The following is a 22,792-nucleotide window of genomic DNA, read 5'->3' as shown; positions in this document are numbered from 1 at the left end:
CGTTCCGGTTGAGGCAGCACTGTGAATGGCCGCGCAGATAAACAAAGAGCGAGGAGCGGCGTTCACAGCCATTTCGCCTTTTTGAAGCGCAAAAACAGGAAGAGGCAGAACAACGTCATCACCCCGAGCACGACGAAATAGCCGTAGGCGGTGTCCAGCTCGGGCATGTGCCTGAAGTTCATGCCGTATATCCCGGCGATCGCGGTGGGCACGGCGAGGATCGCGGCCCAGGCGGCGAGTTGCCGGGTGATGACGCCGGTCCGCTGCGCTTCCAGCAGGCTGCTGAACTCGAAAACGGACGACAGGACCTGCAGGAGGCCGTCGACCATTGCCTGCACGCGCGAGACATGATCCGCGACGTCGTTGAAGTACGGCCGGACCTCTGTGCTGATGCAAGGGAAGTGCCCCCGGACGAGCTTGCGCACCAGCTCGGCCATCGCTCCCAGTGTCCGCTGAAACCTCGTCAACTCGCACCTCAGGCCAAAAATGCGAGCGACCTCCTTGCGGCCGAGGAAGTCGTCGAGTGAACGGCGCTCCATCGCCAGAACATCGTCCTCGATCATCTCGAAGATCGGGAGGTACTGGTCGACGATGCGGTGCAGGATCGCATGGAGGACGTAGTCGACGCCCTTGCCGAACAGCGTCGGTGATGCCTCAAGCTGCTCCCGGAGATTCCCCAAGGCGCCCGGCGTCCCGTGTCGCACAGTGATAAGATGATTGTGGCCCATGAAGATGGCCGTCTTGCCGTAACGGATACGGTCTCCGTCCAGCTCGGCTGTTTTGGCGACCACGTAAAGCTCGTCGTTGTAGACCTCGAGCTTCGGAGGACATTGCGGGTGCATCGCGTTGTCGATGGCCAAAGGATGTAGGCCGTAGGTTTCCTGGAGCGAGCGCAGCTCCTCCGTGGTCGGCTCACTCAAACCGATCCAGCAGAAGCCTGATCGGCTTTTGTCGGGCGCGACACTCTCGTCGATCGCGACCTCTCGAACGCGCTTCCCCTCGTTGTAATAATAACTGGCAATGACGCTCATATAGTTCTGGCCGGAACGAGCAGCCCGCGCCTTACTGCCGGTCGCGCGAGACCGCGTTCGAGCCAGGCGGCTATGTTCGAGAAATCCTTCAGTCCGAGAAGGTCGCCGGCGTCATATGAGGTAACGAGCGCGTTCACCCAGCCGAGCGTAGCGATGTCGGCGATCGAATATTCGCCGGTGATCCAGTCGCGTCCATCGAGCTGACGATCGACGATCCCAAGCAGTCGCTTGGATTCATCGGCGAAGCGATGCTGGGGGCGTTTATCCTCGAAGTCCTTGCCGCCCCATCGCAGGAAGAAGCCCAACTGACCGAACATGGGCCCGATCGCCGACATCTGAAAGAATACCCAACTCAGCGTCTCGTAGCGCGCAGCCGGAGCGATCGGCATGAACTGGCCGGTCTTATCCGCCAGATAGACCAGAATAGCCCCGGATTCCCAGACGCCGATCGGCGTGCCGCCCGGACCAAGGGGGTCGATGATCGCAGGTATGCGCCCGTTCGGATTAAGCGATACGAAGGCCGGGTCCTTCGACTCGTTCTTCGAGATATCAACGAAATGCGGCTCGTAGGCGAGCCCGGTCTCTTCGAGCATGATCGACACCTTCACGCCGTTCGGCGTCGGTGCGGCGTAAAGCTGCACCCGCTCCGGATGTGCCGCTGGCCATCGTTGCGCGATCGGGAACGAGGAGAAGTCTGGCATACGGCTGCGATCCTCGGGCAGGCTTGGTCCGAATGGGTGCCTGGTCAGTCTCCAACTCGAGGACCGCATCGCATGGCGATGCGGTCACGAAGTGAGCGACCACAGTCGGCGGCGGCGCGTAAGAGTGTCGTCCTATTCAGCTCGTGCAGCGACCGCAGCTTGCGAACCGCCGGCATCCTGGCGCTTCGGAAGCACCCAGTCCTTTCGCTCGAAGTGACAGGTGTAGCCACCCGGACGCTTCTCGAGATAGTCCTGATGCTCCGGCTCGGCCTCCCAGAAATCGCCCACGGGCTTGACCTCGGTGACGACCTTGCCGTTCCACAACCCCGATGCATCCACGTCGGCGATCGTATCTTCGGCGATGCGCTTCTGCTCCTCGTCGACGTAGTAGATGCCTGACCGGTAGGAGAGACCGCGATCGTTGCCCTGACGGTCCTTCGTGGTCGGATCGTGGATCTGGAAAAAGTATTCCAGGATGTTTCGATAGCTCGTCACCTCGGGGTCGAAGATGATTTCGATGCCCTCGGCGTGGGTGCCATGATTGCGATAGGTGGCATTGGGGACGTCGCCGCCGGTATAGCCCACGCGGGTCGAGATGATGCCGGGTTTCTTGCGGATCAGATCCTGCATGCCCCAAAAGCAGCCGCCAGCGAGAACAGCGCGCTGTTGCATGTTAAGCCTCCTCTACCTGGTCGAGATATTCGCCGTAGCCTTCCGCCTCCATCTCATCGCGCGGGATGAAGCGGAGCGCTGCCGAGTTGATGCAGTAGCGCAGGCCGCCGCGGTCGGACGGACCGTCCGGAAACACGTGGCCGAGATGGCTGTCACCGTGCACCGACCGAACTTCCGTCCGGACCATCCCGTGCGAGCTGTCTCGCACCTCGTTGATATGCGCCGGGACGATTGGCTTGGTGAAACTCGGCCAGCCGGAGCGAGATTCGAACTTATCGGTCGACGCGAAAAGCGGCTCGCCCGAGACGACATCGACGTAAATGCCCGGCTCCTTGTTGTCGTTATATTCACCCGTGAACGCCCGCTCGGTGCCGTGTTCCTGGGTAATGCGACGTTGCTCTGGGGTGAGGCGGTCAATAGCCGCCTGTGTCTTCTCGAACTTCATGATTCGATCTCCAATACTAAGTTTAGAGGGCCGGGCGCACTGAGTTCAGCTTGACTGATCTGTCGTCACATCGACTATCGCAGTGGCGACGTCACTTATCCAATACGCTGTGAGCATAGTTTCCATAGCTCTGACGCTTTGTCTGACTCACTGCCATTCGTGTCGGGCCGCGAGTTGCGCTACCTTCCGGATCTCGACCGGAGCCGTCGAACCGGAAACAGTCGCGATCACCACTTCTCGTTCCAAGGTGAAACCTTCGATCGGTCGAGTTACGAGACCAGTGTCTGCCGCCGATCGCTCCGGCAAGATGCATATCGCGCGACCTTCGGCGACGATTCGATGAACCCAGTCTTCTCGCTCGGAACGGAAGCGTGGGCGCATGACCACGTCGCGCCGCGCAAAGTGTTCCACTATCTGGTCACGAAACTCGCATTTGAGTCGATCGACGACCGGATATCTCGACAAGTCCTCACCGCGCACAATATCTGCGTTCGCCAATGGGTGCTCGACCGCGCAGGCGAGTACAAAGCGCTCTCGAAAGAGAGGACGGATATCGAGCTTACGGTCCGGGCGGATTTCCCGCGGCAGGATACAAGCGTGATATTTGCCTGATAACACTTCCGACGTGTCCTCGCTCGACTGGAGCGAGTGCAGCCTGATCTCGATTGAGGGCACCTTATCCAGGGCACCTTCGAAGAAGGTCCCAAACGCTTTGGGACTGACGGTTGGCGCCACGGCGATGTCCAGCACCCGGTGCCGCCCCATCGTCCAGTTCTCGGAATGATCGCGCACGCTTTTCAGGGCGAAGAGCATTCGCCGGAACTCCGCTTCGACATCCTGGCCCAGTCCGGTGAGGCGGCTGTTCTTTCCGTCCCGATAGATCAGCGCACCGCCTAGTTCCTCTTCTAGTCGGCGGATAGCGCGGGTCAGGCTTGGCTGCGATACGCCACTCAGCCGAGCTGCCTCGGTAAAGTTCAGCGTCGCAGCCAAGTTTATGAAATAGCTGACCTGATTGAGTTCCATCACCCTTCGGCCCATGTGTCTGTCACGCACTTCCCCACGGATCAGGCGTCGATCGAGCGTTACGGAGAAGTATGCGCGACGCATATAGTTTGGCGGTAGGGGCTTGTCTATATGCGTGACGCATATAAAAAGGATGCCTGTGGAGACAGGTGCCGATGCCGATGCTGTGCGGCCCAGTGAGACGCGAGGTGGTGACGATCACCCCTCTCGCGGGCTGGCAGAGATCGTCGATCGGTGCCCATAGATGCTGGGAGGTATCGGCGTGCCGGGCACATCGTTCACGTTCCAAAACGAGGAGGGCCGGCCTCTTTCCGCCCTCCTGGAGCCGCCGGAAGGCACCCCCCGAGGATGGGCGATCTTCGCCCATTGCTTCACGTGCGGGAAAGACAGCCGAGCGGCTGTCCATATTTCCCGTGCGCTTTCGCGGGCGGGCATCGGCGTGCTGCGATTCGACTTTGCTGGAACTGGGATAGGCAGCGCCCAAGGCGAGGCAGTCAGTTTCGCCTCGGACGTTACGGATCTCAAATCAGCGGCGAACGCGATGACGGCCGCGGGAATGACCCCTTCCCTCCTTATTGGGCACAGCCTTGGTGGAACCGCCGCTTTGGTGGCTGCCGCCGATCTCCCGGATATCGTCGCCGTGGCGACTATCGGCGCTCCGGCGGAGCTCCAGCATATCCTGAAGGTCTTCAATGCCAGCGATCTCGACACGGTCAGGCGCGACGGAGAAGCATCGGTCGAAATCGCCGGGCGGCCCTTTCTCATTCGTCGCAGCTTCATCGACGCCGTTGCGGAGGTGGATGTGGAGAAGGCGGTGGCGACGCTGCGTCGTCCCTTGCTCGTCCTGCACTCCCCTATCGATCAGGTGGTCGGGATTGAGCATGCGTCGCGCATCTTCGTCGCTGCTCGCCACCCCAAGAGCTTTGTTTCGCTCGACATGGCAGATCATCTCATCGCCGATGCCGCCAACGCAAACTTCGTTTCAGCAATGGTGGCAACCTGGGCAAATCGCTACCTGCCGCCCCTTGTAGCCGATCTTCCCCAGGTTGAGGCAGCGGATGGGGTCGAGGCCATCGAGACGCTGGCAGGCAAGTTTCAGCTTAGGGTCCGCAGCGGCAAGCACACGATCTTCTCGGACGAACCGGCCTCAGTCGGCGGGTTAGGGAGCGGTCTGTCGCCATATGAACTGGTCTCGGCGGGCCTTGCTGCCTGCACGGTAATGACGATGCGCCTCTATGCTAACCGGAAGGGCTTTCCGCTCGAACGAGCGAGCACGAGGGTCGAGCACAAGAAGGTGGCGGACATGGTTCCGCCAGATAGGTTCACGCGCACGATCGTCCTTGAGGGGCCTCTCGATGAGGAACAGCGCGCACGGATTCTTGAGATCGCCGATCGCTGTCCCGTCGATCTGACGCTCATTCGCGGATCCGATGTTCAGACCGATCTCGTTGGTTCGCCCAGCCGCGAAGCCGACCCCCGGTCGGCCGCGTAAGCATGGCATCCGGTGGCGACAATCAGGATCGATCAGTAAGTGAGCGATCCGAAAGCGACAGGGTTGCCGGAGATGGGGCGAGCCGTACGGAGCGAGCGATACTCGCCGGCGGCTGCTTCTGGGGTTTGGAGGATCTGCTGCGTCGCAAGCGGGGGGTCATCTCGACGCGCGTCGGATATATCGGCGGTGAGATGGCGGCGCCGACCTACGATGATCATCATGGGCACGCGGAGGCGGTAGAAGTGGTCTTCGACCCGGCCCTTCTGAGCTATCGAACTTTGCTGGAGCTCTTCTTTCAGATCCACGATCCCACAACCTACGAGCAACAAGGTAGCGACGTCGGTCCGAGCTACCGCTCCGCTATTTTCTATACCGACAAGCGTCAGATGGAAGTTGCCTTGGCGACGATCGAGGAGATCGAAGCGTCAGGTCTATGGCCAGGGCCAGTCTTATCCGAAATCAATCCCGAAGAGCCTTTCTGGGAAGCGGAGCCGGAGCATCAGAAGTACCTCGTTCGCCACCCACGGGGTTATAGCTGCCACTTCGCGCGCCCCAATTGGCGCCTGGATCGACAGCGGTGAGGATGTGGCGATGCCGCCAGTCGCCCGCGCGTCCGGTCGTTTGTGAATGCGCAACCGAGCGATCCTGCGTGTCGACATCATCTGAAAGAGGCTGAGTGGCTATGGGCTCTCCTGCTTCCCCGATCCCTGAGTTCCTTGTTGCCGGTCTGTGGGGTCTGGTATCCGGTAGCGGGTTGCTTCTGGGCGCGATCGTTGCGGACGCTTTCTTCGGCAAGCTCAGCCACCGGATGATTGCAGCCGTCATGGGCTTTGGCGGCGGCGTCCTGTTTGCCGTGATAGCCACCGAACTCGTCGTCCGACCGGACGCGGCGGGGGCGGATATATGGCCAACCGTCGCCTTGCCAGCAGGGGCGGCGGTTTTCAGCAGCATAAACTGGTATCTGGCCCGCCGCGGCGCGAAGAACCGGAAGCGCTGCGGCGAATGCGTCGAGCAACCGAACGAGGCAGAGCATCACGGGAGTGGGTCTGCGATCGCGGTCGGCAGTGTGCTTGACGGAATACCGGAGGCCCTGGTGATCGGGATGTCAGTCGCCGGCGGCGGCGCGATCAGCTTGGCGGTGATCGCGGGCTTCTTTCTAGCTAACGTGCCTCAGGGACTGTCGAGCACCTCGGGGATGAAGCAGGCCGGCCGGTCGCGTCGGTACGTCTACACGATTTGGATCGGGATACCGCTGCTCATAGGGATCGCTGCCGCCGCCGGGAATTTTCTGCTCGGTTCAGCATCGGCGCAGGAGCCGGCGATCCTCCTGTTCGCGGCGGGGGCCGTACTAGCCATGCTGGCGGAGGCCATGATCCCAGAAGCATTCGAGAATGCGCCTCCCTTCATAGGCCTGATCACGGTTCTTGGCTTCCTCGCCGCTTACCTGATCGCGCAACACTAATCCGGCTCATACCCGGATGGATGTGGCCCTCACTCGCGGTCCCGCCCCCGCTCGTGCAGCTCGGCGTCGATAGGACAATCGGTACAGCCTTCGTAGCAGCACAGGCGGCAGATGCGGTAAGAATGCTCGAGGTTCTCCAAACGGTCGCGTAATACGCGCTCGGCAATGTCGGCCAGGAACTTCATTTCGCCCTTGTTGAGGATCGACAACCCTTCCGCGATTACCTCATCTCTAGCGGCTAGGACCGCGGCGCTGGCCGTCTGACCGGCCGATGTCAGATACAGGGAGCGGACCCGCCCGTCGGACGAACTCGCCCGGCTCTCGATCAGCCCTTGAATAGTAAGGCGATCTGCAAGGCGAACCGCCGCCGCGTGCGACAAGCCTACGCCAATCGCGAGCATTCTCACCGAAAGCCCGGGCTTGTGCGCAATCAGCGCCAACGCCGAAGCGGCAGGTCCTTCTTCAGGCGCCCGCGATGAACTAGCGCGAACGATGTCCTCGCCGATCATGAGTGCGAACGCCCCGAACACGTTACGGTCTCGAGGTCCATCCATTCGCGCCGTTATATGTGCGTGGCGCATAGACAGCAAGCTTCGGCGTGGTTTGACACGGACGGCTCGAATGCGAGTAAGTGCTGTATTATCAGCCTCTTACGCCCTGTGGGCAACCGTCTGACTCATCAGAATTTGCGACGTGCTGTCGAATAGCATGATACGCGGCGGCTATGACAGCTAGGTGAACGCTAGATCTCGTGTGGTTTCCCTCCATCTCATCGCCGACGTGACGGTGCAATCGATCGACGCAAGCGACTGGATGGACATCACGACCGCTCCGCGTGCCGGAGCTCGACCGTGCCGCCGTGGGCAATAACGACGGTGTCGATCTCAGAGAGGAAGAGGCCGTGCCCGGCGACGCCCGGAATGCCTGAAATCGCGAGCGCGGTCTGCTGGCTATCCGCAATAGATCCAAGCGCAACGTCCAGAATGTGGTTGCCCTGATCGGTCACGAACGGACGGCCGTCCTCCATTCGCAGAGACACCGGGCCTCCAAGATCAGCGAGGCGCGCCCCGACGAAAGCGGTGGCGAATGGAAAGGCCTCGATCGGTAACGGGAAGCGGCCCAGCTGCGTCACGAACTTGCTGGAATCGACCACGGCTATGACGCGAGCTGACGCGGCAGCAATGACCTTTTCCCGCAGCAAGGCCCCCCCACCGCCCTTGATCGCCTGCAAGCGGTGATCGATCTCGTCAGCGCCGTCGATCGTGAGGTCGATTGAGCTGACACCTTCCATGGATGTCAGCGGTATGGCCAGTTCGCGGGCCAAGACTTCGGTCATTCGCGACGTTGCCACCGCTGTGATGCGGAGACCGCTGGCAATCCGCTCGGCCAGGCATCTAACTGCGTAGTTAGCCGTGCTGCCAGTCCCTAATCCAACAAGCATGCCATCCTGGACTTCATCGACCGCTCGTCTGGCCGCGAGAACCTTTTCTGCTTCAAGGTCAGACACCACTCACGTCTCCCGTCTTGCCCTCGGGTCCTCACTCAGCGGGGTACCTGCTATCCTCGACGGTAGCGAATGAGCTGACGGGCACCCGCCTGCTGCGCTCGATCGCCTCACCATGTTGACCTGCCAGGAACCGACGATTAGGTCTATGCGCCGCGCATATATATTGCGTCGGCTTGAGTCTCAAACCTCTTCCAGACGGTAGCGAGCAGGTGCCCGCTGCCAGCGACCATTTCTCAGCAACTGAAGGAAATGCGCATGACGGTCAGGGTCGCGATCAACGGTTTCGGGCGCATCGGTCGTCTGACGTTGCGCTCGATGGTCGAGCTCGGCCGTCGGGATATCCAGGTGGTGGCGATCAACGACCTCGCGTCAGTCGCTACCCTGGCCCACCTTCTCAAATACGATTCGATTCACGGTCCCTTCCCGGGTGAAATCGATATCGGTACCGACTGGATCGACGTCGGCTCCGGAAAAATCGAAGTCACTACGGAGCGCGACCCTGCGGACTTGCCTCATCAGCGGTGCGGGGTCGACATAGCGCTGGAGTGCTCTGGATTCTTCACCTCGAAGGACAAGGCGAGCGCGCACCTTCGCGCCGGCGCAAAGCGCGTCCTCGTCTCCGCGCCCAGCGAGGGCGCCGACAAGACGATCGTCTTCAAGGTCAATCACGATACGCTGACGAGCGAAGATGTGATCGTTTCGAACGGCTCCTGCACGACAAACGTGCTCGCACCCGTGGCGAAGGTGCTGAACGATCTGTTCGGTATCGAGCGCGGTTACATGACGACTGTTCACGCCTACACCGGGGACCAACCGACGCTCGATGCCGTCCACTCGGACCCATATCGCGGCCGCGCGGCTGCCCTCTCGATGATCCCGACGTCGACGGGCGCGGCGAACGCCATTGGCCGCGTATTGCCGGAGTTGAAGGGCAAGCTGCACGGATCGTCGATCCGGGTTCCCACTCCCAACGTGTCGGTCATCGACCTGGCTGTGTCCGCCATGCGCGACGTCACCGTTGACGAAGTGAACGAAGCCATCCGGCAAGCTGCCGATGGATCAATGCAGGGCGTGCTGGCAGTCACCGCCGAACCGCTGGTATCGATCGATTTGAGCCATCGGACCGAGTCGTCGATCGTCGCACTCCCTCAGACCGATGTTGTCGACCGGCGAATGGTTCGCGTGCTTGCTTGGTATGACAACGAGTGGAGCTTTGCGACCCGCATGGCCGATACAGCACTCGAGATGGGCAAATTGGACAGCTGACTATACGGCGAGACGCCGGCGCTCGGAATATATCCGTCCGAGCGGCTTGTCTGCGCCGGGCTCACGATCGTCAAAGTCTCATCGACAAGAGGTGATCCGGACGACCGGCGCAACAATTCCCGGTTCTAACTCGACATAAGCCGATTGAAGGTGTATGCGTGACGCATATATTCCATCGAGTCATGCTGATGATGGACGAGCCCTCAGATCGACTGATCAACGTTTTCGGCGCGCTTTCTCAGGCCGTGTCCGATCGGGTACGGATTGCTATCGCCGAAGCGTTCACTGCGGGCGGGGAAACTGCGGCCGCGCTGATCGCAATTGGTCACGAGCCGGGGATGTCGATCGATCAGATCAGCCGAATCCTTCGCCTCTCGCACGCCGGAACGGTGCGTGTGGTCGAGCGGCTGGATGATCAAGGCCTTGTGGGAAAGTCACAGTCGCCGTCCGACCGCCGCGTCGCCCATATCACGCTCACACGGCGGGGTCAGGCCGAGCGAACCAAACTTCTCGGTCTGAGAAATGCTGCGGTCTCCGGTTTGTTGGTTCGGGTTCCTGACAACGACCGCGCAGTCTTGGAGCGGATCGCCGACACCATTCTCACTTCGCTGCTCGATGATCCGCAGAGCGCGCTGCCAACGTGCCGCTTCTGCGATCAGGCAAAATGTCTTGGCTGCCCGATGGGCGCGCGGCGCCATTGAGCCACTCGACCCTACTCAACCGACATCATCTTCATTGAGGAGTTCCAGATGCCGTTTCTGAACCGCTACCGCTTTCATGTCGCCGAGCAAGACAGAAAGGACTTGGCGCTGCTGAGATGGGCGCTCGTCTTGGTCTTTCTATGGTTCGGTGCCATGAAGTTCACGATGTACGAAGCTGACGGGATCGCTCCGTTTATCGGGCATAGCCCGCTGATGAGCTGGCTCGGCATGTTCGGAACGCAAGGGCAGAGCTACTTCATCGGGGTCATCGAGCTCTCGACGGCTGCGGCTCTCGCCATCGGCGCGTTTCGGCCGGTCTTCTCGGCGCTGGGTGCGCTGATGTCAGTTGCCACCTACCTGATCACGCTGACATTCTTCGTGACCACACCGGGCGTCGCGGAAGCCAGCGCGGGAGGATTCCCCGCGATTTCGGCGGCGCCGGGTCAGTTCCTGCTGAAGGACGCCGTCCTCCTCGCAGCGTCGCTCGTTCTGTTCTTCAATTCGGTCGAGCGGCGACCGGCGCATCTGGCGTAACGGACGCGTGCTCGCGCTTCAGGAGATATTCCTGCGGCGCGTCAGCGCGTGTACAGCACGCAGGATGACGGTTCGCCGTGCTTGAAGGGGCTAACCTCCTTCGAAGCCTGAGCGGCGCCTGGCAGCTTGATCGAGAGATTAGAGGTGCCGGCGCTCAGCTCCACGGCAAGGCGACCTTCGAGCCTGGACTCGGCGGCATTTTCGCATACCGGGAATGCGGTACGCTTAGATTGCGAGACGGCCGCGAGTTGTCGTCTCACCGGCGCTACACCTATCGGCCCTCCGAAAGAGGCTTCACGGTCGCGTTTGCGGATGGGCCGACGATAGGCAATGACTTCGTGCGCCTGACGTTCGATGCCTCCGACGGCGAACGCCTGGTAGCTGACGACGTCCACCACTGTGGTGACGACCTGTACGAGGTTCGTTACGCTCTTGCGCTGCCGGGCGCATTCGAGATCATCATCGACGTGACGGGTCCGGCCAAGGCCTATAGTTTGATCAGCAGCTATGTTCGGTGAGGATCGATGCGCCCGCCGCGGGTCAGTCGGCGGCGTCCGATCAGACCAAGCAGAATAGTAGCGATCATCGTAAGGACAGCCGCGAAGCCGGCTGGCGACAGCGCGGGTATCGCCGACAGGATCAAACCGTCGTTTCCGCCGGGGATGAGTGCGATCCCGACCCCCATGAGGAGGCCGCCGCCAAAGGTCCGAAAGAGGTCACGGGTGGAAGGGGTTTGAAGGCGCATATTGCCTTGCCACATCGACGCAGCGAATGCGCCGACAACCGATGCTGCAACGGCCGGGAGTGCGACAATTCCGGTGCGCATATCTCCGGCTAGAAGGCTGTGCTGCAACAGGTGCGCGAGTGTCCAGGTTGGTGACAGCGCAAAAAGCGCGCCGCCGGTCGCTCCAAGGATCAGCATTGACAATACCAGTGGCCATCTTCCCCTAGGTAGCGGAGGCTCGGTGGCCGTTAGCTTGATGGATGCCAGCGTCAGGACGATCAAAAAGCTCAACAGGCAAACCGCACCCAGCAGGCTTGGCGTCGAAAGCGGGCTCGGCCACGTAGCGACAGAAGCAAGTCGCGCGTGGTCAATGAGCAGCATGCCGGCCGCTAATCCGAAGGGCAGTGCCAAGAGCCGCATTTCGCCGTCCCCTAAACGAGCCAGCGACCCCAACAGGCACGTGTCGTTGACGAGGGCTCCGATACCGAACGCAACGGCACCTACCATGAGCGGAACATGGATGCTGGCTGCGGTGATCGATAGTCCGTCGATCACCGCAGCCCAAGCGAGCGGCACGGCTATAAGGCCGGCAGCCGCAGATGCTGCGACAAGTCCGATGAGAGTTTTGGGAGGGCGTCGTCTGACTAGCTCGTCAGCGACCGCGACCAGACAGGTGCCCCCCTGATTAGCGGAGAAACCGAAGCCGAAGGATAGCATACTCAGAACGACATCGAGCCACGACAGCATCGTGCTCAACCCCGCAGTTCAGGCGGCGCATTTTGCACCGTGGGAAGCCGGTAAGCGTGATTGCCTGAGGCGCGGACACACCCGTTGCGCGCAGGGCCGTTGCAACGACGCGCATCAGTTCTGCTATTATATGCGTGACGCATAGACATCCGCGTTCCCGAACTGTATGCGTGACGCATATAGATTGAGATCCGCGACATGGCTATTTGTCAGTGCGGGGCATTCACCTGTCCCGGTGAACGAAGGCGGCGCGCCTCTGCCAACCTGCTCGCGAGTGAGCGTGCTGGATGTCAGGCCTTAAGAAGATGGACCGTCGCGACGCAGGAGACGCGCTCGCTTCTGCCTATGAGCAGCGACTGGCTGCTCAGCACAGGAAGGCAGAGGACAGTGGACAGCTTGGCGCGCTCCTCTCCCGTCGGCGGGTTCTAGCGTATGTCCAGAGACGACCTAGCCGATCTGGTGGCCTTCGCCGCAGTGGCTGAAATGGGCAGCTTCACGAAAGCCGCATCGCGGCTTGGCGTTTCGCAATCGGCGCTGACGCGGGCCGTTCAGCAATTGGAAGGCCGGCACAAGGTTATGCTGCTTGAGCGGACCACCCGACGGCTATCTCTCACTCCTGCCGGGGCGGCACTGCTGGACGTCGTTCGACCCGCGCTGCACACCATTCAGACCCAGCTCGCGCTTCTCGAAAGTCAGCGGGAGTTGCCTTCCTCTTGAGACTGCGCTCGCGCTGGCTACGCCCGCGCATCGAAGGGCGCCGCGGCCGCAGGCAATCTATGCTAAATGGCGGGTCGATTATCTGCGTAGGGCCGCGAGTGCGTCAGGTACGATCGTATAGACGGCCTCACGCTGTGCTCCACGGTTTTCATGATCGACGCGATAGCCTTGATAATGGCGCCGCAACAGCCCAGCCCGAACAAGGTCCGAGACTGCACGGCTGACGTTGCAACGGCCAGAGCGGCGGACGCGCTCACGCACCTTCTGCTCGATGAGAAGATCGGCTTTGGTAGCGTCAACAGGGAGCGCGTTCGACTTCTCGAGGTCCTCGCGCACCGCTTGGACCGTGGAGCGTCGGCGTGCGTCTCGCTGCGCCATGGGGACTAGGCCGTCGCAAAGCCAATCCCGCACCGGCATCGCCGCGCCGTCGACGGCAACGCTCGGGCCTGCCCGCCCCTTTTCATCGGCAATCTCGGCGATCAGTTGAAGGAGCATGTAGGCGAACTTGGGTCTCTGCGAGGCGCCGGCGATCGTCGCCAAAAGCGTCGGCGTATCCATGGCGCGTCTTGAAGTGCGCGGCTGGTCAAACAGGTCTGCCTGATGGAACATAGCAGGAATCTACGCGACGCCGAGTCGCGTGTGAATCCCCTTTGTCGCCTTGCTCAGACTTTCTTGCGCGCCTTCGTACGAGTGAGCCGGCGAGCGTTGCCGGTGGCGCTGCGGTGGACGGGGGCAAGCGCCCTCCCCGCCGCCGTCGCGCTCCGTTCGATCATCGTCGCGGTGCGAGACGTCATGATCCCGATCTCGGCCGGCGTAGCAGCACGGCCTTTCAGCGCTATGCCCACCATCATCTGCCAGTTTGCAATCGCCTGCGCTTGGACAGCCTGAAGATCGTCGAACGCGGAAGCCCCTGCCCTTGCGAATGCTGCGACTTTCTCCGGCACCATCCGATTGAGCTCAGCATAGTCGCCATTCAATGGATCGCGAGACGCCGCTAGCATCGCTAGTGATCGGCTTTCGATAACGGTGCGCGACGCATCGGTCACCTCCGCCATCTTCATACCAGCGTTGGCCATCGCCTGCCCCGTACGCCACATGCCGGTCCAGAAGTCGAACGGGGTCAAAGCCATGCTCCGCTAGTGCTGCTCTCTTAACGACTGACACTGTCGGATGGCTTCAAGCTGGCTCCAACAGAGCACAAGACCCGATCGACCAACGCCTTTCTTCAAGCGCGACGATGCTGTGTTCTCACATATGACCGGCCTCACCAATCAGATGGCAGATCGAGCACGACAAGAGGCGCGAGTTGATCAGGTCAGGCTGCATTGGCTTGCGAGTTAGCGGCCGCCTTCGCGACCGCCGCGGTCGCGTAATAGATTGCCGAGCGGACGCTCATCTAACCTGCAATGCGCCACAATCCGGTCATAGCTACGTCGGCCAGCGCGGCAGGTGAGAGAGCGGCCCATGACGATGCTTGCGAGCAATCGCTTCGCACGCTGGCCACCTGGCTCACTTAGCTCCGGGGCGTCGAAGTCGGCGAGGCGCACCTCGATCCACCGGTCCGGCCGTCTCGCAGGTCCGATGCAGAGGCCGTCGCCATCGCCGACATAGCGAACGACACCCGAGAAGACGGCACCGCGAGCGGGCAGAACTCCCTCGCAAGGATCTGCCGATGCGGGTGTCGCCCAAGAAAACGATGTGACGACTGCGCCAAGCACCAAATATGGACGCGGATTCGCGGAGGCCAGTTCGAACCGTCTCGGAGCCGTCACCACGGTATGTCGTCGCCCGTAATTGCATCGGCCGCCTCCGGCTCGGAGGGCTGGCCAGGCCAAAAGCGTACGCCCGCGCCGGCGCGGTGCCTCAGCTCGGCAATGATGGCCACAGCCATGTCCCGATCGCCGTCATAGCTGGCTATCGTCCGCTCGAACGACGTGGCGAGGTCCGCAGGCGATGTTCGAGGATATTCGAGTAGGATCTCGTCGGCCTCTTGGGTCAGCCAACTTGCTGCGTCCGCTAGCACGTCCATGCTGCTGCTCCTTGTTTCTCGGTGGTCACAGGGCGAGCACCGCTTGGCTGGTCCCGCCCCCTACGAGCCGCTCGACGAGAAAGGTCCGCTCTGGCGGCGTCTGCAGCAGGTCGATCTCCGGAACGGTAGCGTCGAGCCACTGCATCCGGTGCCGTCGTTCGATGATCGCGCCATGCCGGTCCTGGTAGCGGGCAACCTCAGCGTTCGCCGCGACTGTGATGACACGGAAGCTGAGCGGCCACCCGCCAATTGCCGGCTCCCAGATGGCGGCAAGATAGAAGAAGTTGCCGCTGTCGAGAGTCGCGCGGTAGCGGTTGTCTCCCACGCGCATGTGGAATTCGCTGGCTGGAATCAGGCAACGGTTGTTCGGGAATGGGCGGCCTTCCGAGCGAACGAACCGCAACGAGGCGCCATCACTGAACCGCGGGTTGGACCCCCAGGCCGCCTCGACCATCTCGATTTCGCTGGCATCATCCGGATTTCGCCTGATGATGGCACGTCTGCCCCCCGGCGGGGCGTCGGTATCAAATGGTATAGGCGACTCCATCCCGCAGGAACATAGTGGGAACGACGGCAGGTCGCAAGAAAGGCTGGGGCGTGTGTGCAATGACTATCGGCTGGAGGTGGACATCGCCTCGATCATGGAAGACTTTGAAGACCTCAAGATCAAGATCAAGACCCCCGAAGGCACGCCCAACGTGGCAGCTCGAGAGGATATCAAGATAAGCGATTCAGCCCCGATAGTACGCGGTGTCGAGGGCGAACGTGGCGTGGGCGAGCTGGTCAGTCGTAGATGGAGCTGGCCAGGGCAAGGCGGCAGGCCCGTCTACAACTACCGCAGCGAAGGTCGCGAATTTGCCTCCGGGCGTTGCTTGATCCTGGCCGATGGCTTCTATGAGTTTACCGAACCGCAGCCAGGTCAGAAGCGCAAGACAAAGTGGCTGTTCACGCTGAAGGGACACGACTGGTTCTGCATCGCGGGCATCTGGCGGGCGGTGCCATCCGGCGAAGCTTGGACCATGCTGACCATGGAGCCGGGTGAAGATGTCGCGCCCTATCATCATCGTCAGATCATCCCGCTGACCCGCGATCAATGGGCTGACTGGCTTGATCCGTCGGTGCCGCCGAAGGATGTGCTGCGGGCGTTACCGAAAGGCAGTTTGCCGGTCACGCGCGTGTTCCCGGCCGCAGAACCGGCGCTGCTCTGACATGCCGGACGTTAACTCGCTCGATCGTTTCGTCGAGGCTCAGACCCTCAACTACAAGACCGCGCTCGCGGAAATCCGGCGTGGGGCCAAGCGCTCGCACTGGATGTGGTATGTCTTCCCACAGTTCACCGGGCTCGGGCGCAGTTCGACCGCGCAGCATTTCGCCGTCCGGTCGCTCGAAGAGGCACGCGCCTATCTCGACCACGCCGTATTGGGTCCACGCTATCTCGAATGCGTCGCCGCCCTGCAGGATCTCGCGACGAGCAATGCCGAGGCTGTATTCGGCGACATCGATGCCACGAAGCTGCGCTCGTCGCTGACCCTGTTCGAGGCAGTTCGTCCCAATGCGCTCATCGCCGCGGCGCTTGACCGCTGGTTTGGCGGCAAGCGCGACCCGATGACGCTACGCCTCATCGGAGATGCGGCGCCGGCGGGGTGAGCCACTGCATCTTCACGTCCGAGAAACGGATAACTCATCATCCGGCTTGACGAACCCCACGAGTAGGCGGAACATAGAAGGAACAAGTGAGTCGATGTTGCCCGATGCTCCTACCTTCGTCGTCCCCCGATCGGCCCGATGCCGATCAACTAGCCGCGCTTCGCGCGCAGCTTGCGCAAGCCCAGAGCCAGCGCGGGCCGGTACTGGCGTTTGGACTGGAGGCGGTCGATAGCAAGGTTGCCGGCGGCGGGCTCGACGGCGCCGGGCTCCATGAGATCGCTGCCGCCACCGCCTCGCTGAACGACGACGCGGCCGCCACGCTATTTGCAGCCGGCATCGCCGCCAGGTTCGCCTCACAACCAGGATTTACGGTGCTGTGGGCACTGAGCCGCTACGACCTTTATGCGCCGGGGCTCGATCAGGTCGGGCTCGGTCCAGAGCGCATTTTCCACGCCGAAGCGGGCAAGGATGCCGAGGTGCTGGCGCTGGCCGAGGATGCGTTGCGATTCGGCTCGCTCGCCTGCGTGGTCGCCGAGGTGAAGTTGGCCGATCAGACCGCGACCCGCCGCCTCCAGCTTGCCGCATCGGATGGCGGGACGCCGATGCTGCTCTACCGCCGGCATCGCTCGTGCGACCGTTGTCCGCTCGGTCAGCCCTCGTCGGCGATGACCCGCTGGCGGATCGGCTGCGTGTCGTCAGCCAGGCTACCTTATCCTGGCGTCGGCCGTCCACGCTGGTCGGTCGAGTTGGTCAGACAGCGCAACGGCAATCCTTTCTCCCTCGAACTTGATGCGTGTGATGACCAGGGTCGCCTCGCTCTACCTGCCCCAGCTCGCCATCGAGCGGCTGCGGCGGTTGGAGCGGCCAGCCAAGCTGCCTGAGGCGCTGCCGGCCCCCACACGCTTGAGGTTCGCACCGCCGATCGACGACGATCCTGGCGCCTGCTCGGTGCCACGCGGCGGCGGCTGGCGGCCGGGCGCGCGCTGGGCGCTCGCCGATCATGGCTCCGCGGCATGGCCACGCGATGGCGCATCGCCGCACGCTTCGGTCGAGCAAGCGATCGCAACGCTGCCGGCGCATCAGCAACCGCCCAGGCGTATGCTTGGCCGCCGCAGCGAACCAGCCGATCATCCGTTCAAGGCGATGCCGCCAGACGAAGGTACGCCGGGGCGCGGACGTGCTGTGCCAGCCCCGCTTGATCGGATATGGGGTCGCCCGACCGTATTGATCGAACGGGTCGGCCAGAAGGACGTGTTGACCGCTGCTTGCCCGGCTGCGCTCGAGCTAGGCCTGCGCCCCGGCATGGCTGCGGCCTATGCCCGCGCCCTCGTCGCCGGTCTCGACGTACGCGACGCTGAGCACGACAAGGATCGCGCTTGGCTCGACCGGCTGGCGCTCCATGCGGTCGGCCATTGGACGCCTTCCGCCAGTGTCGCCGGACCGGATGGCTTGTGGCTCGATCTAACCGGCACCACCCATCTGTTCGGTGGCGAGCCGCACTTCTGCCGCCGCTTACTGCGCTTCCTCCAGCGTGTCGGCTTCACCGCCAGCATTGCGATCGCCGGCACACCGGGCGCAGCGCATGCGCTGGCGCGCTACGGCGGCAAGCCGGCCACTATCGTGCCACCTGGCTCAGAAACGGAGATTCTCGCCGATCTGCCGCTTGCCTCGCTGCGGCTGACGCCAGAGGCGTTGCATGCGGCCGCCAGATTCGGGCTGGAGCGGGTTTCCGACCTCTATTCGATGCCGCGCGGTCCGCTCGCGCGCCGGCTCGGCATGGCGACGGTCACTCGCCTCGACCAGGCCCGCGGGATGGTCGCCGAGCCGATCATTCCGGTGGTGCCCTTCGAAGAGCCGCGCGTGATGCGCCGGCTGCTGGAACCGATCGGTACAGCCGAGGCGATCACCCAGGTGATTGGCGATCTCGTCGACGACATGGTGGCGGTGCTGCAAGCGCGGGGGCTCGGTGTTCGCGCCGCGGTGCTGACCTGCTTGCGCGTCGACGGCGACGAGCAGCGTATCGGTCTTGGAACCGCGCGGGCGACGCGCGACGCGAAGCATCTCACGCGTATGCTGGCGATGCGGGTCGAACGGATCGATCCGGGGCTGGGTATCGAGGCGGTGGCGCTTGCCGCCCCGAGGATCGAGGATCTTGCACCGGTGTCGCTCGGTGCGGTGCTGGTCGGCGACGATCTCCCCGCCGACCTCTCGCCGCTGGTCGACCAGCTTGCCGGACGCGTCGGCGAGGCCGCGTTGTTCCGGGTTGGCGCGGAAGAGAGCGACGTGCCTGAGCGTGCTATCCGACGGACAGACGTGCTCGCGGCACCGGCTGGCTGGCCGACGTGGAAGCGGCCGGTGCGGTTGCTGCGTCGGCCCGAGGCGCTCAGCAACGTCGTGGCGCTGTTGCCGGATCACCCGCCGCGGCGGTTCGCGTGGCGCGGCCGCATCTATCGCGTCGTCGCCGGCGATGGCCCGGAACGCATCCATGGCGAGTGGTGGCGCAACGAGCGCGAGATGTGGGCGGTGCGGGACTATTTCCGGGTGGAGGCCGAGGGTGGCGAGCGCTTCTGGCTGTTTCGCCGCGGGGACGGCGTCGAGGCGCCGACCGGCGACCTCAGCTGGTACATGCACGGGCTGTTCGGATGACGGACGCGCCCGCAACGATCTACGTCGAGCTCCAGGTGACGAGCCACTTCTCGTTCCTGCGTGGCAGCAGCTCGCCCGAGGAACTGTTTTCTGCAGCCGCTCTGCTCGGTCATCATACGCTGGGTCTGGCCGATCGGGGTAGCGTCGCTGGCGTGGTCCGCGGCTGGGATGGGCAAAAGGCTACCGGCGTGCGCATGATGCCCGGCGCCCGGGTTGATCTGACCGACGGCCGAGCGGTGCTGCTTTATCCAACCGACCGCACCGCCTGGTCGCGACTGACGCGCCTCCTGTCGGTCGGCAAGGCGCGTGGCGGCAAGGGCCTCTGCATCCTCGACTGGAGCGACGTCGCGGCGCATGCCGACGGGCTGGTGGCGATCCTCGTGCCGGATATGCCGGACGAGACCACAGCCGCTCGCCTCGATGAGCTGCGTGCCGTGTTCGGATCTCGCGGCTATCTGGCGCTGTCGCTGCGCCGCCGCCCCGATGATGCCGAACGCCTCTACGGGCTGGATGCGATGGCGCGTGCCGCGGGCGTGCGGAGCGTCGCTACCGGAGATGTGCTCTATCACACCGGCGAGGCGCGGCCCTTGCAGGACGTGATGACGGCCATCCGCGAAGGGACGACGATCGATGCGCTCGGGTTCCGGCGCGAGCGCTACATGGACCGGAACCTGAAGTCTCCGGCCGAGATGGAGCGGCGGTTCGCTGACTTCCCGGATGCCGTCCGGGCCAGCGCCGACATTGCGGCGCAGTGCCGATTCGACCTTGGCGAGATCCAGTATCAGTATCCATACGAGCAGGTCATCGCTGGGCGGACGGCGCAGGAGGCGCTGGCGGCGCTGACCGAGGAGGCGGCAGCGCGCATGTTCCCCGGGGGCGTACCGCAGGCATATCGTTCCCAAATCGACCACGAGCTCAGGTTGATCGACCAGCTAGGTTATGCGCCCTACTTCCTGACGGTGCATTCGATCGTCGGCGAGAGCCGCCGCCGCGGCATCTTGTGTCAGGGTCGCGGAAGCGCGGCCAACAGCTGCGTCTGCTTTCTGCTCGGCATCACGTCGATCGACCCCATCAAGCACGAATTGCTGTTCGAACGCTTCGTAAGCGGCGAGCGAAAGGAGCCGCCCGATATCGACGTCGATTTTGAACATGAGCGACGCGAAGAGATCATCCAATGGATTTACGAGACCTACGGACGTCACCGCTCCGCCCTCACCGCCGTGGTAACCCGCTACCGCACTCGCGGCGCAGTCGCTGAGGTCGGCAAGGCGCTGGGCCTGCCACGCGACCTAACGAAAATGCTGACCGGGCTCGTGTGGGGCTGGTCGGTCGACGGGATCAGCGACGAGCAGATCGAAAGCCTCAACCTCAATGCCGGGGATCACCGGCTGAAGCTGACGCTTCAGCTCGCCCGCCAGCTGATCGGGCACCCGCGACACCTGTCGCAGCACCCCGGCGGTTTCGTGCTGACCCAGGACCGGCTCGACGATCTCGTGCCGATCGAGCCTGCACGGATGGAGGATCGCCAGATCATTGAGTGGGACAAGGACGATATCGACGCCCTCAAATTCATGAAAGTCGACGTGCTGGGCTTGGGCATGCTCGGTTGCCTTAACCGCGCGTTCAACCTCTTGGAGCAGGACAAGGGCATCAGGGTCGGCATGGCCGACCTGCAGGACGATGACCCTGATGTCTACGCGATGATCCAGAAGGCCGACACGCTCGGCGTCTTCCAGATCGAGTCCCGCGCGCAGATGAACATGCTGCCACGCATGAAGCCCAAGGAATTCTACGATCTCACCATCGAGGTCGCGATCGTGCGGCCGGGACCGATCCAGGGTGACATGGTCCACCCCTATCTCCGGCGCCGGGAGGGCAAAGAGAAGCCCGAATATCCTAAACCCGAGCTGCGCGCCGTCCTCGAGAAGACTCTCGGCGTGCCGCTCTTTCAAGAGCAGGCCATGAAGGTCGCCATCGTCGGCGCCGGGTTCACTCCCCAAGAGGCCGATCAGCTCCGTCGCGCAATGGCCACCTTCAAGCTCACGGGCGGGGTCAGCCACTTCTATGACAAGTTGGTCAGCGGGATGGTGGCGCGCGGCTATCCGAAGGACTTTGCTGAGAGGACGTTCAAGCAAATCGAGGGATTCGGCTCGTACGGGTTTCCCGAGAGCCATGCCGCCAGCTTCGCCAAGATCGCCTATGCGTCGTGCTGGATGAAGCACCATCATCCCGACGTGTTCTGCGCAGCGCTGCTCAACGCGCAACCAATGGGCTTCTATGCCCCCGCCCAGATCGTCGACGACGCGCGCAAGCATGATGTCGAAGTACGGTCGGTGTCGATCAATCGCAGCCATTGGGACTGTACGCTGGAACCAACCGGCGGCCGCTACATGGCGGTACGGCTCGGGTTCCGGCAAGTTCGCGGGCTCGCGAACGTCCATGGCGCCGCGATCGCAGCGGCACGCGGGCCAGCGCCCTACGAGAGCATTGAGGAGGTGTGGCGCCGCGCCGGTGTGCCGCGCGCCGCGATCGAGCGGTTGGCTGAAGCCGACGCCTTCCACTGCCTCGCTGAAAACCGCCGCCAGGGCCTGTGGAAAGTGAAAGGGCTCGGCGAAGCGCCGCTGCCGCTGTTCGCTGCCGCCGACGCGCGCGAGGAGAAGTTCTCGCCCGAGGGCTTGGAGCCGTCGGTTCCGCTCCGCACGATGACCGATGGGCGCGAGGTGGTCGAGGACTATCGCTCGCTCCAGCTATCGCTGCGCGGCCACCCGATGAGCTTTCTTCGCGGCCAGCTCGATATGATGCGTATTACCCGATGCGCCGATCTCGCCTCGGTACGCGACGGCCCCAACGTGGAGGTCGCCGGCGTGATCCTCGTCCGCCAGCGTCCAGGCTCCGCCAAAGGAGTGCTGTTCATCACGATCGAAGACGAGACCGGCATCGCCAACGGCATCCTGTGGCCCGACCGGTTCGAGATTTATCGCCGCCAGGTCATGTCCGCCTCGATGATAGCCATGCGCGGCAGGGTCCAGAAGGAGGGTGAGGTCATCCACATCATCTGCGACCGCGTCACGGACCATGACGACATGCTGCGATCGATCGGGAAGATGGATTTCACTGTTGCGCCGGGACGCGGTGATGGTGCGAAGAACGGCGCCGGTCCCGATCCGCGTGACCCGACCTGGCCACCGCGTGGGCGAACGCTGGCCTATCCGCCCTTCAACGCCGTTCCCGACGAAGAAGAGTTGCTGCGCATCCGCAGCCATGATTTTCACTGACCCTGCCAAATCCCGCACGCGAGGCTATCAGCGTCCACAAGGCTGTCATCAATGACACTTTACCATCCACCCTCCGGGTAAAGTGTCATGGATGACATCGCCCAGTTCTTATTCGCGCGGCGATCTGTGCCTCACGAATGAGCCGATCGCGTGAGGCGCCGTCGATCCAGATG

Annotated in this window: 25 protein-coding genes; 13 read left to right on the top strand and 12 right to left on the bottom strand. The window is 62.9% G+C overall.

Features of this window, described 5'->3' with window-relative positions:
• Positions 1-62: 62 nt before the first annotated feature.
• From Q0U08_RS00630 to Q0U08_RS00610, 5 genes are all read right to left on the bottom strand, one after another.
• Positions 63-1,031, bottom strand: a complete 969-nt coding sequence (locus tag Q0U08_RS00630; RefSeq protein WP_298089098.1) for a magnesium and cobalt transport protein CorA — start codon at positions 1,029-1,031, stop codon at positions 63-65.
• On the bottom strand, positions 1,028-1,732 hold the full coding sequence (locus tag Q0U08_RS00625; protein ID WP_298089097.1) for a glutathione S-transferase N-terminal domain-containing protein: 705 nt from the start codon (positions 1,730-1,732) through the stop codon (positions 1,028-1,030). Before Q0U08_RS00625 ends, Q0U08_RS00630 begins: the two co-directional genes overlap by 4 nt.
• 132 nt (positions 1,733-1,864) lie before the next feature.
• Positions 1,865-2,404 carry a peptide-methionine (S)-S-oxide reductase MsrA gene (gene msrA / locus Q0U08_RS00620; RefSeq protein WP_298089096.1) on the bottom strand — a complete coding sequence of 180 codons (540 nt, stop codon included), beginning with the start codon at positions 2,402-2,404 and terminating at the stop codon, positions 1,865-1,867.
• A 1-nt stretch (position 2,405) separates the two neighbouring features.
• On the bottom strand, positions 2,406-2,849 hold the full coding sequence (gene msrB, locus Q0U08_RS00615; protein ID WP_298089095.1) for a peptide-methionine (R)-S-oxide reductase MsrB: 444 nt from the start codon (positions 2,847-2,849) through the stop codon (positions 2,406-2,408).
• 147 nt (positions 2,850-2,996) lie between these two features.
• The gene (locus tag Q0U08_RS00610) at positions 2,997-3,872 is read right to left on the bottom strand and encodes a LysR family transcriptional regulator (RefSeq protein ID WP_298089093.1); all 876 of its coding nucleotides are present in this window, start codon (positions 3,870-3,872) and stop codon (positions 2,997-2,999) included.
• 244 nt (positions 3,873-4,116) lie between these two features.
• Here Q0U08_RS00610 and Q0U08_RS00605 point away from each other — a divergent pair, with 244 nt between their 5' ends.
• The 3 genes from Q0U08_RS00605 to Q0U08_RS00595 all read left to right on the top strand — a co-directional run bounded on the left by Q0U08_RS00605 (position 4,117) and on the right by Q0U08_RS00595 (position 6,826).
• The gene (locus Q0U08_RS00605) at positions 4,117-5,364 is read left to right on the top strand and encodes an alpha/beta fold hydrolase (protein ID WP_298089091.1); all 1,248 of its coding nucleotides are present in this window, start codon (positions 4,117-4,119) and stop codon (positions 5,362-5,364) included.
• 98 nt (positions 5,365-5,462) lie between these two features.
• Positions 5,463-5,945 (top strand): peptide-methionine (S)-S-oxide reductase MsrA, encoded by a 483-nt coding sequence (gene msrA / locus Q0U08_RS00600; RefSeq protein ID WP_298089123.1) that lies wholly within the window; start codon positions 5,463-5,465, stop codon positions 5,943-5,945.
• A gap of 101 nt (positions 5,946-6,046) precedes the next feature.
• Positions 6,047-6,826, top strand: coding sequence for a ZIP family zinc transporter (locus tag Q0U08_RS00595; protein ID WP_298089089.1), 780 nt, complete (start codon positions 6,047-6,049; stop codon positions 6,824-6,826).
• 29 nt (positions 6,827-6,855) lie between these two features.
• On the opposite strand, the gene Q0U08_RS00590 is transcribed toward Q0U08_RS00595, so the two are convergent.
• Positions 6,856-7,335: a MarR family transcriptional regulator gene (locus Q0U08_RS00590; RefSeq protein ID WP_298089088.1), complete on the bottom strand. Its 480-nt coding sequence runs from the start codon at positions 7,333-7,335 to the stop codon at positions 6,856-6,858.
• Positions 7,336-7,646: 311 nt separating this feature from the next.
• A complete protein-coding gene (gene rpiA / locus Q0U08_RS00585; RefSeq protein ID WP_272781514.1) occupies positions 7,647-8,333 on the bottom strand; it encodes a ribose-5-phosphate isomerase RpiA in 687 nt (228 codons plus the stop codon).
• Between the two features lie 255 nt (positions 8,334-8,588).
• On the opposite strand from rpiA, the gene gap reads away from it, so the two are divergent.
• The 4 genes from gap to Q0U08_RS00565 all read left to right on the top strand — a co-directional run bounded on the left by gap (position 8,589) and on the right by Q0U08_RS00565 (position 11,352).
• Entirely contained in the window at positions 8,589-9,599 is a 1,011-nt protein-coding gene (gene gap / locus Q0U08_RS00580; RefSeq protein WP_298089086.1) for a type I glyceraldehyde-3-phosphate dehydrogenase, read from the top strand.
• Positions 9,600-9,787: 188 nt separating this feature from the next.
• Positions 9,788-10,300, top strand: coding sequence for a MarR family transcriptional regulator (locus tag Q0U08_RS00575; protein WP_298089085.1), 513 nt, complete (start codon positions 9,788-9,790; stop codon positions 10,298-10,300).
• 48 nt (positions 10,301-10,348) lie between these two features.
• Positions 10,349-10,834 (top strand): YkgB family protein, encoded by a 486-nt coding sequence (locus Q0U08_RS00570; RefSeq protein ID WP_272781511.1) that lies wholly within the window; start codon positions 10,349-10,351, stop codon positions 10,832-10,834.
• 77 nt (positions 10,835-10,911) lie between these two features.
• Positions 10,912-11,352 carry a DUF6314 family protein gene (locus Q0U08_RS00565; RefSeq protein WP_272781510.1) on the top strand — a complete coding sequence of 147 codons (441 nt, stop codon included), beginning with the start codon at positions 10,912-10,914 and terminating at the stop codon, positions 11,350-11,352.
• Here the strand turns inward: Q0U08_RS00565 and Q0U08_RS00560 are convergent.
• Positions 11,340-12,305 (bottom strand): YeeE/YedE thiosulfate transporter family protein, encoded by a 966-nt coding sequence (locus tag Q0U08_RS00560; protein ID WP_272781606.1) that lies wholly within the window; start codon positions 12,303-12,305, stop codon positions 11,340-11,342. The genes Q0U08_RS00565 and Q0U08_RS00560 overlap by 13 nt on opposite strands.
• A gap of 432 nt (positions 12,306-12,737) precedes the next feature.
• Between Q0U08_RS00560 and Q0U08_RS00555 the strand changes: the two genes are divergently transcribed.
• On the top strand, positions 12,738-13,022 hold the full coding sequence (locus tag Q0U08_RS00555; RefSeq protein ID WP_272781509.1) for a LysR family transcriptional regulator: 285 nt from the start codon (positions 12,738-12,740) through the stop codon (positions 13,020-13,022).
• 78 nt (positions 13,023-13,100) lie between these two features.
• Here Q0U08_RS00555 and Q0U08_RS00550 read toward each other — a convergent pair whose 3' ends face one another.
• The 4 genes from Q0U08_RS00550 to Q0U08_RS00535 form a co-directional block, all read right to left on the bottom strand.
• Complete coding sequence (locus Q0U08_RS00550) at positions 13,101-13,631, bottom strand: hypothetical protein (protein ID WP_272781508.1); 531 nt, start codon at positions 13,629-13,631, stop codon at positions 13,101-13,103.
• 53 nt (positions 13,632-13,684) lie between these two features.
• The gene (locus tag Q0U08_RS00545) at positions 13,685-14,146 is read right to left on the bottom strand and encodes a hypothetical protein (protein WP_272781507.1); all 462 of its coding nucleotides are present in this window, start codon (positions 14,144-14,146) and stop codon (positions 13,685-13,687) included.
• A gap of 644 nt (positions 14,147-14,790) precedes the next feature.
• Positions 14,791-15,051: a hypothetical protein gene (locus Q0U08_RS00540; protein WP_272781506.1), complete on the bottom strand. Its 261-nt coding sequence runs from the start codon at positions 15,049-15,051 to the stop codon at positions 14,791-14,793.
• Positions 15,052-15,076: 25 nt separating this feature from the next.
• The gene (locus Q0U08_RS00535) at positions 15,077-15,505 is read right to left on the bottom strand and encodes an SOS response-associated peptidase family protein (RefSeq protein ID WP_298089084.1); all 429 of its coding nucleotides are present in this window, start codon (positions 15,503-15,505) and stop codon (positions 15,077-15,079) included.
• A gap of 34 nt (positions 15,506-15,539) precedes the next feature.
• On the opposite strand from Q0U08_RS00535, the gene Q0U08_RS00530 reads away from it, so the two are divergent.
• The 5 genes from Q0U08_RS00530 to Q0U08_RS00510 all read left to right on the top strand — a co-directional run bounded on the left by Q0U08_RS00530 (position 15,540) and on the right by Q0U08_RS00510 (position 22,619).
• Positions 15,540-16,259: an SOS response-associated peptidase gene (locus Q0U08_RS00530; RefSeq protein WP_367271087.1), complete on the top strand. Its 720-nt coding sequence runs from the start codon at positions 15,540-15,542 to the stop codon at positions 16,257-16,259.
• Position 16,260: 1 nt separating this feature from the next.
• Positions 16,261-16,698, top strand: a complete 438-nt coding sequence (locus tag Q0U08_RS00525; RefSeq protein WP_272781503.1) for a DUF1810 domain-containing protein — start codon at positions 16,261-16,263, stop codon at positions 16,696-16,698.
• A gap of 104 nt (positions 16,699-16,802) precedes the next feature.
• Positions 16,803-17,579, top strand: a complete 777-nt coding sequence (locus Q0U08_RS00520) for a protein ImuA (RefSeq protein WP_298089083.1) — start codon at positions 16,803-16,805, stop codon at positions 17,577-17,579.
• Entirely contained in the window at positions 17,497-19,344 is a 1,848-nt protein-coding gene (locus Q0U08_RS00515) for a DUF6504 family protein (RefSeq protein WP_367271086.1), read from the top strand. Before Q0U08_RS00520 ends, Q0U08_RS00515 begins: the two co-directional genes overlap by 83 nt.
• Complete coding sequence (locus Q0U08_RS00510; RefSeq protein WP_298089082.1) at positions 19,341-22,619, top strand: error-prone DNA polymerase; 3,279 nt, start codon at positions 19,341-19,343, stop codon at positions 22,617-22,619. The genes Q0U08_RS00515 and Q0U08_RS00510 overlap by 4 nt, the downstream gene beginning before the upstream one ends.
• Positions 22,620-22,792 lie beyond the last annotated feature (173 nt).

This window comes from uncultured Sphingomonas sp. (assembly GCF_946477935.1).
In the GTDB taxonomy this organism is placed as follows: Bacteria; Pseudomonadota; Alphaproteobacteria; order Sphingomonadales; family Sphingomonadaceae; genus Sphingomonas.
This window is presented reverse-complemented; position numbering and strand designations above follow the sequence as displayed.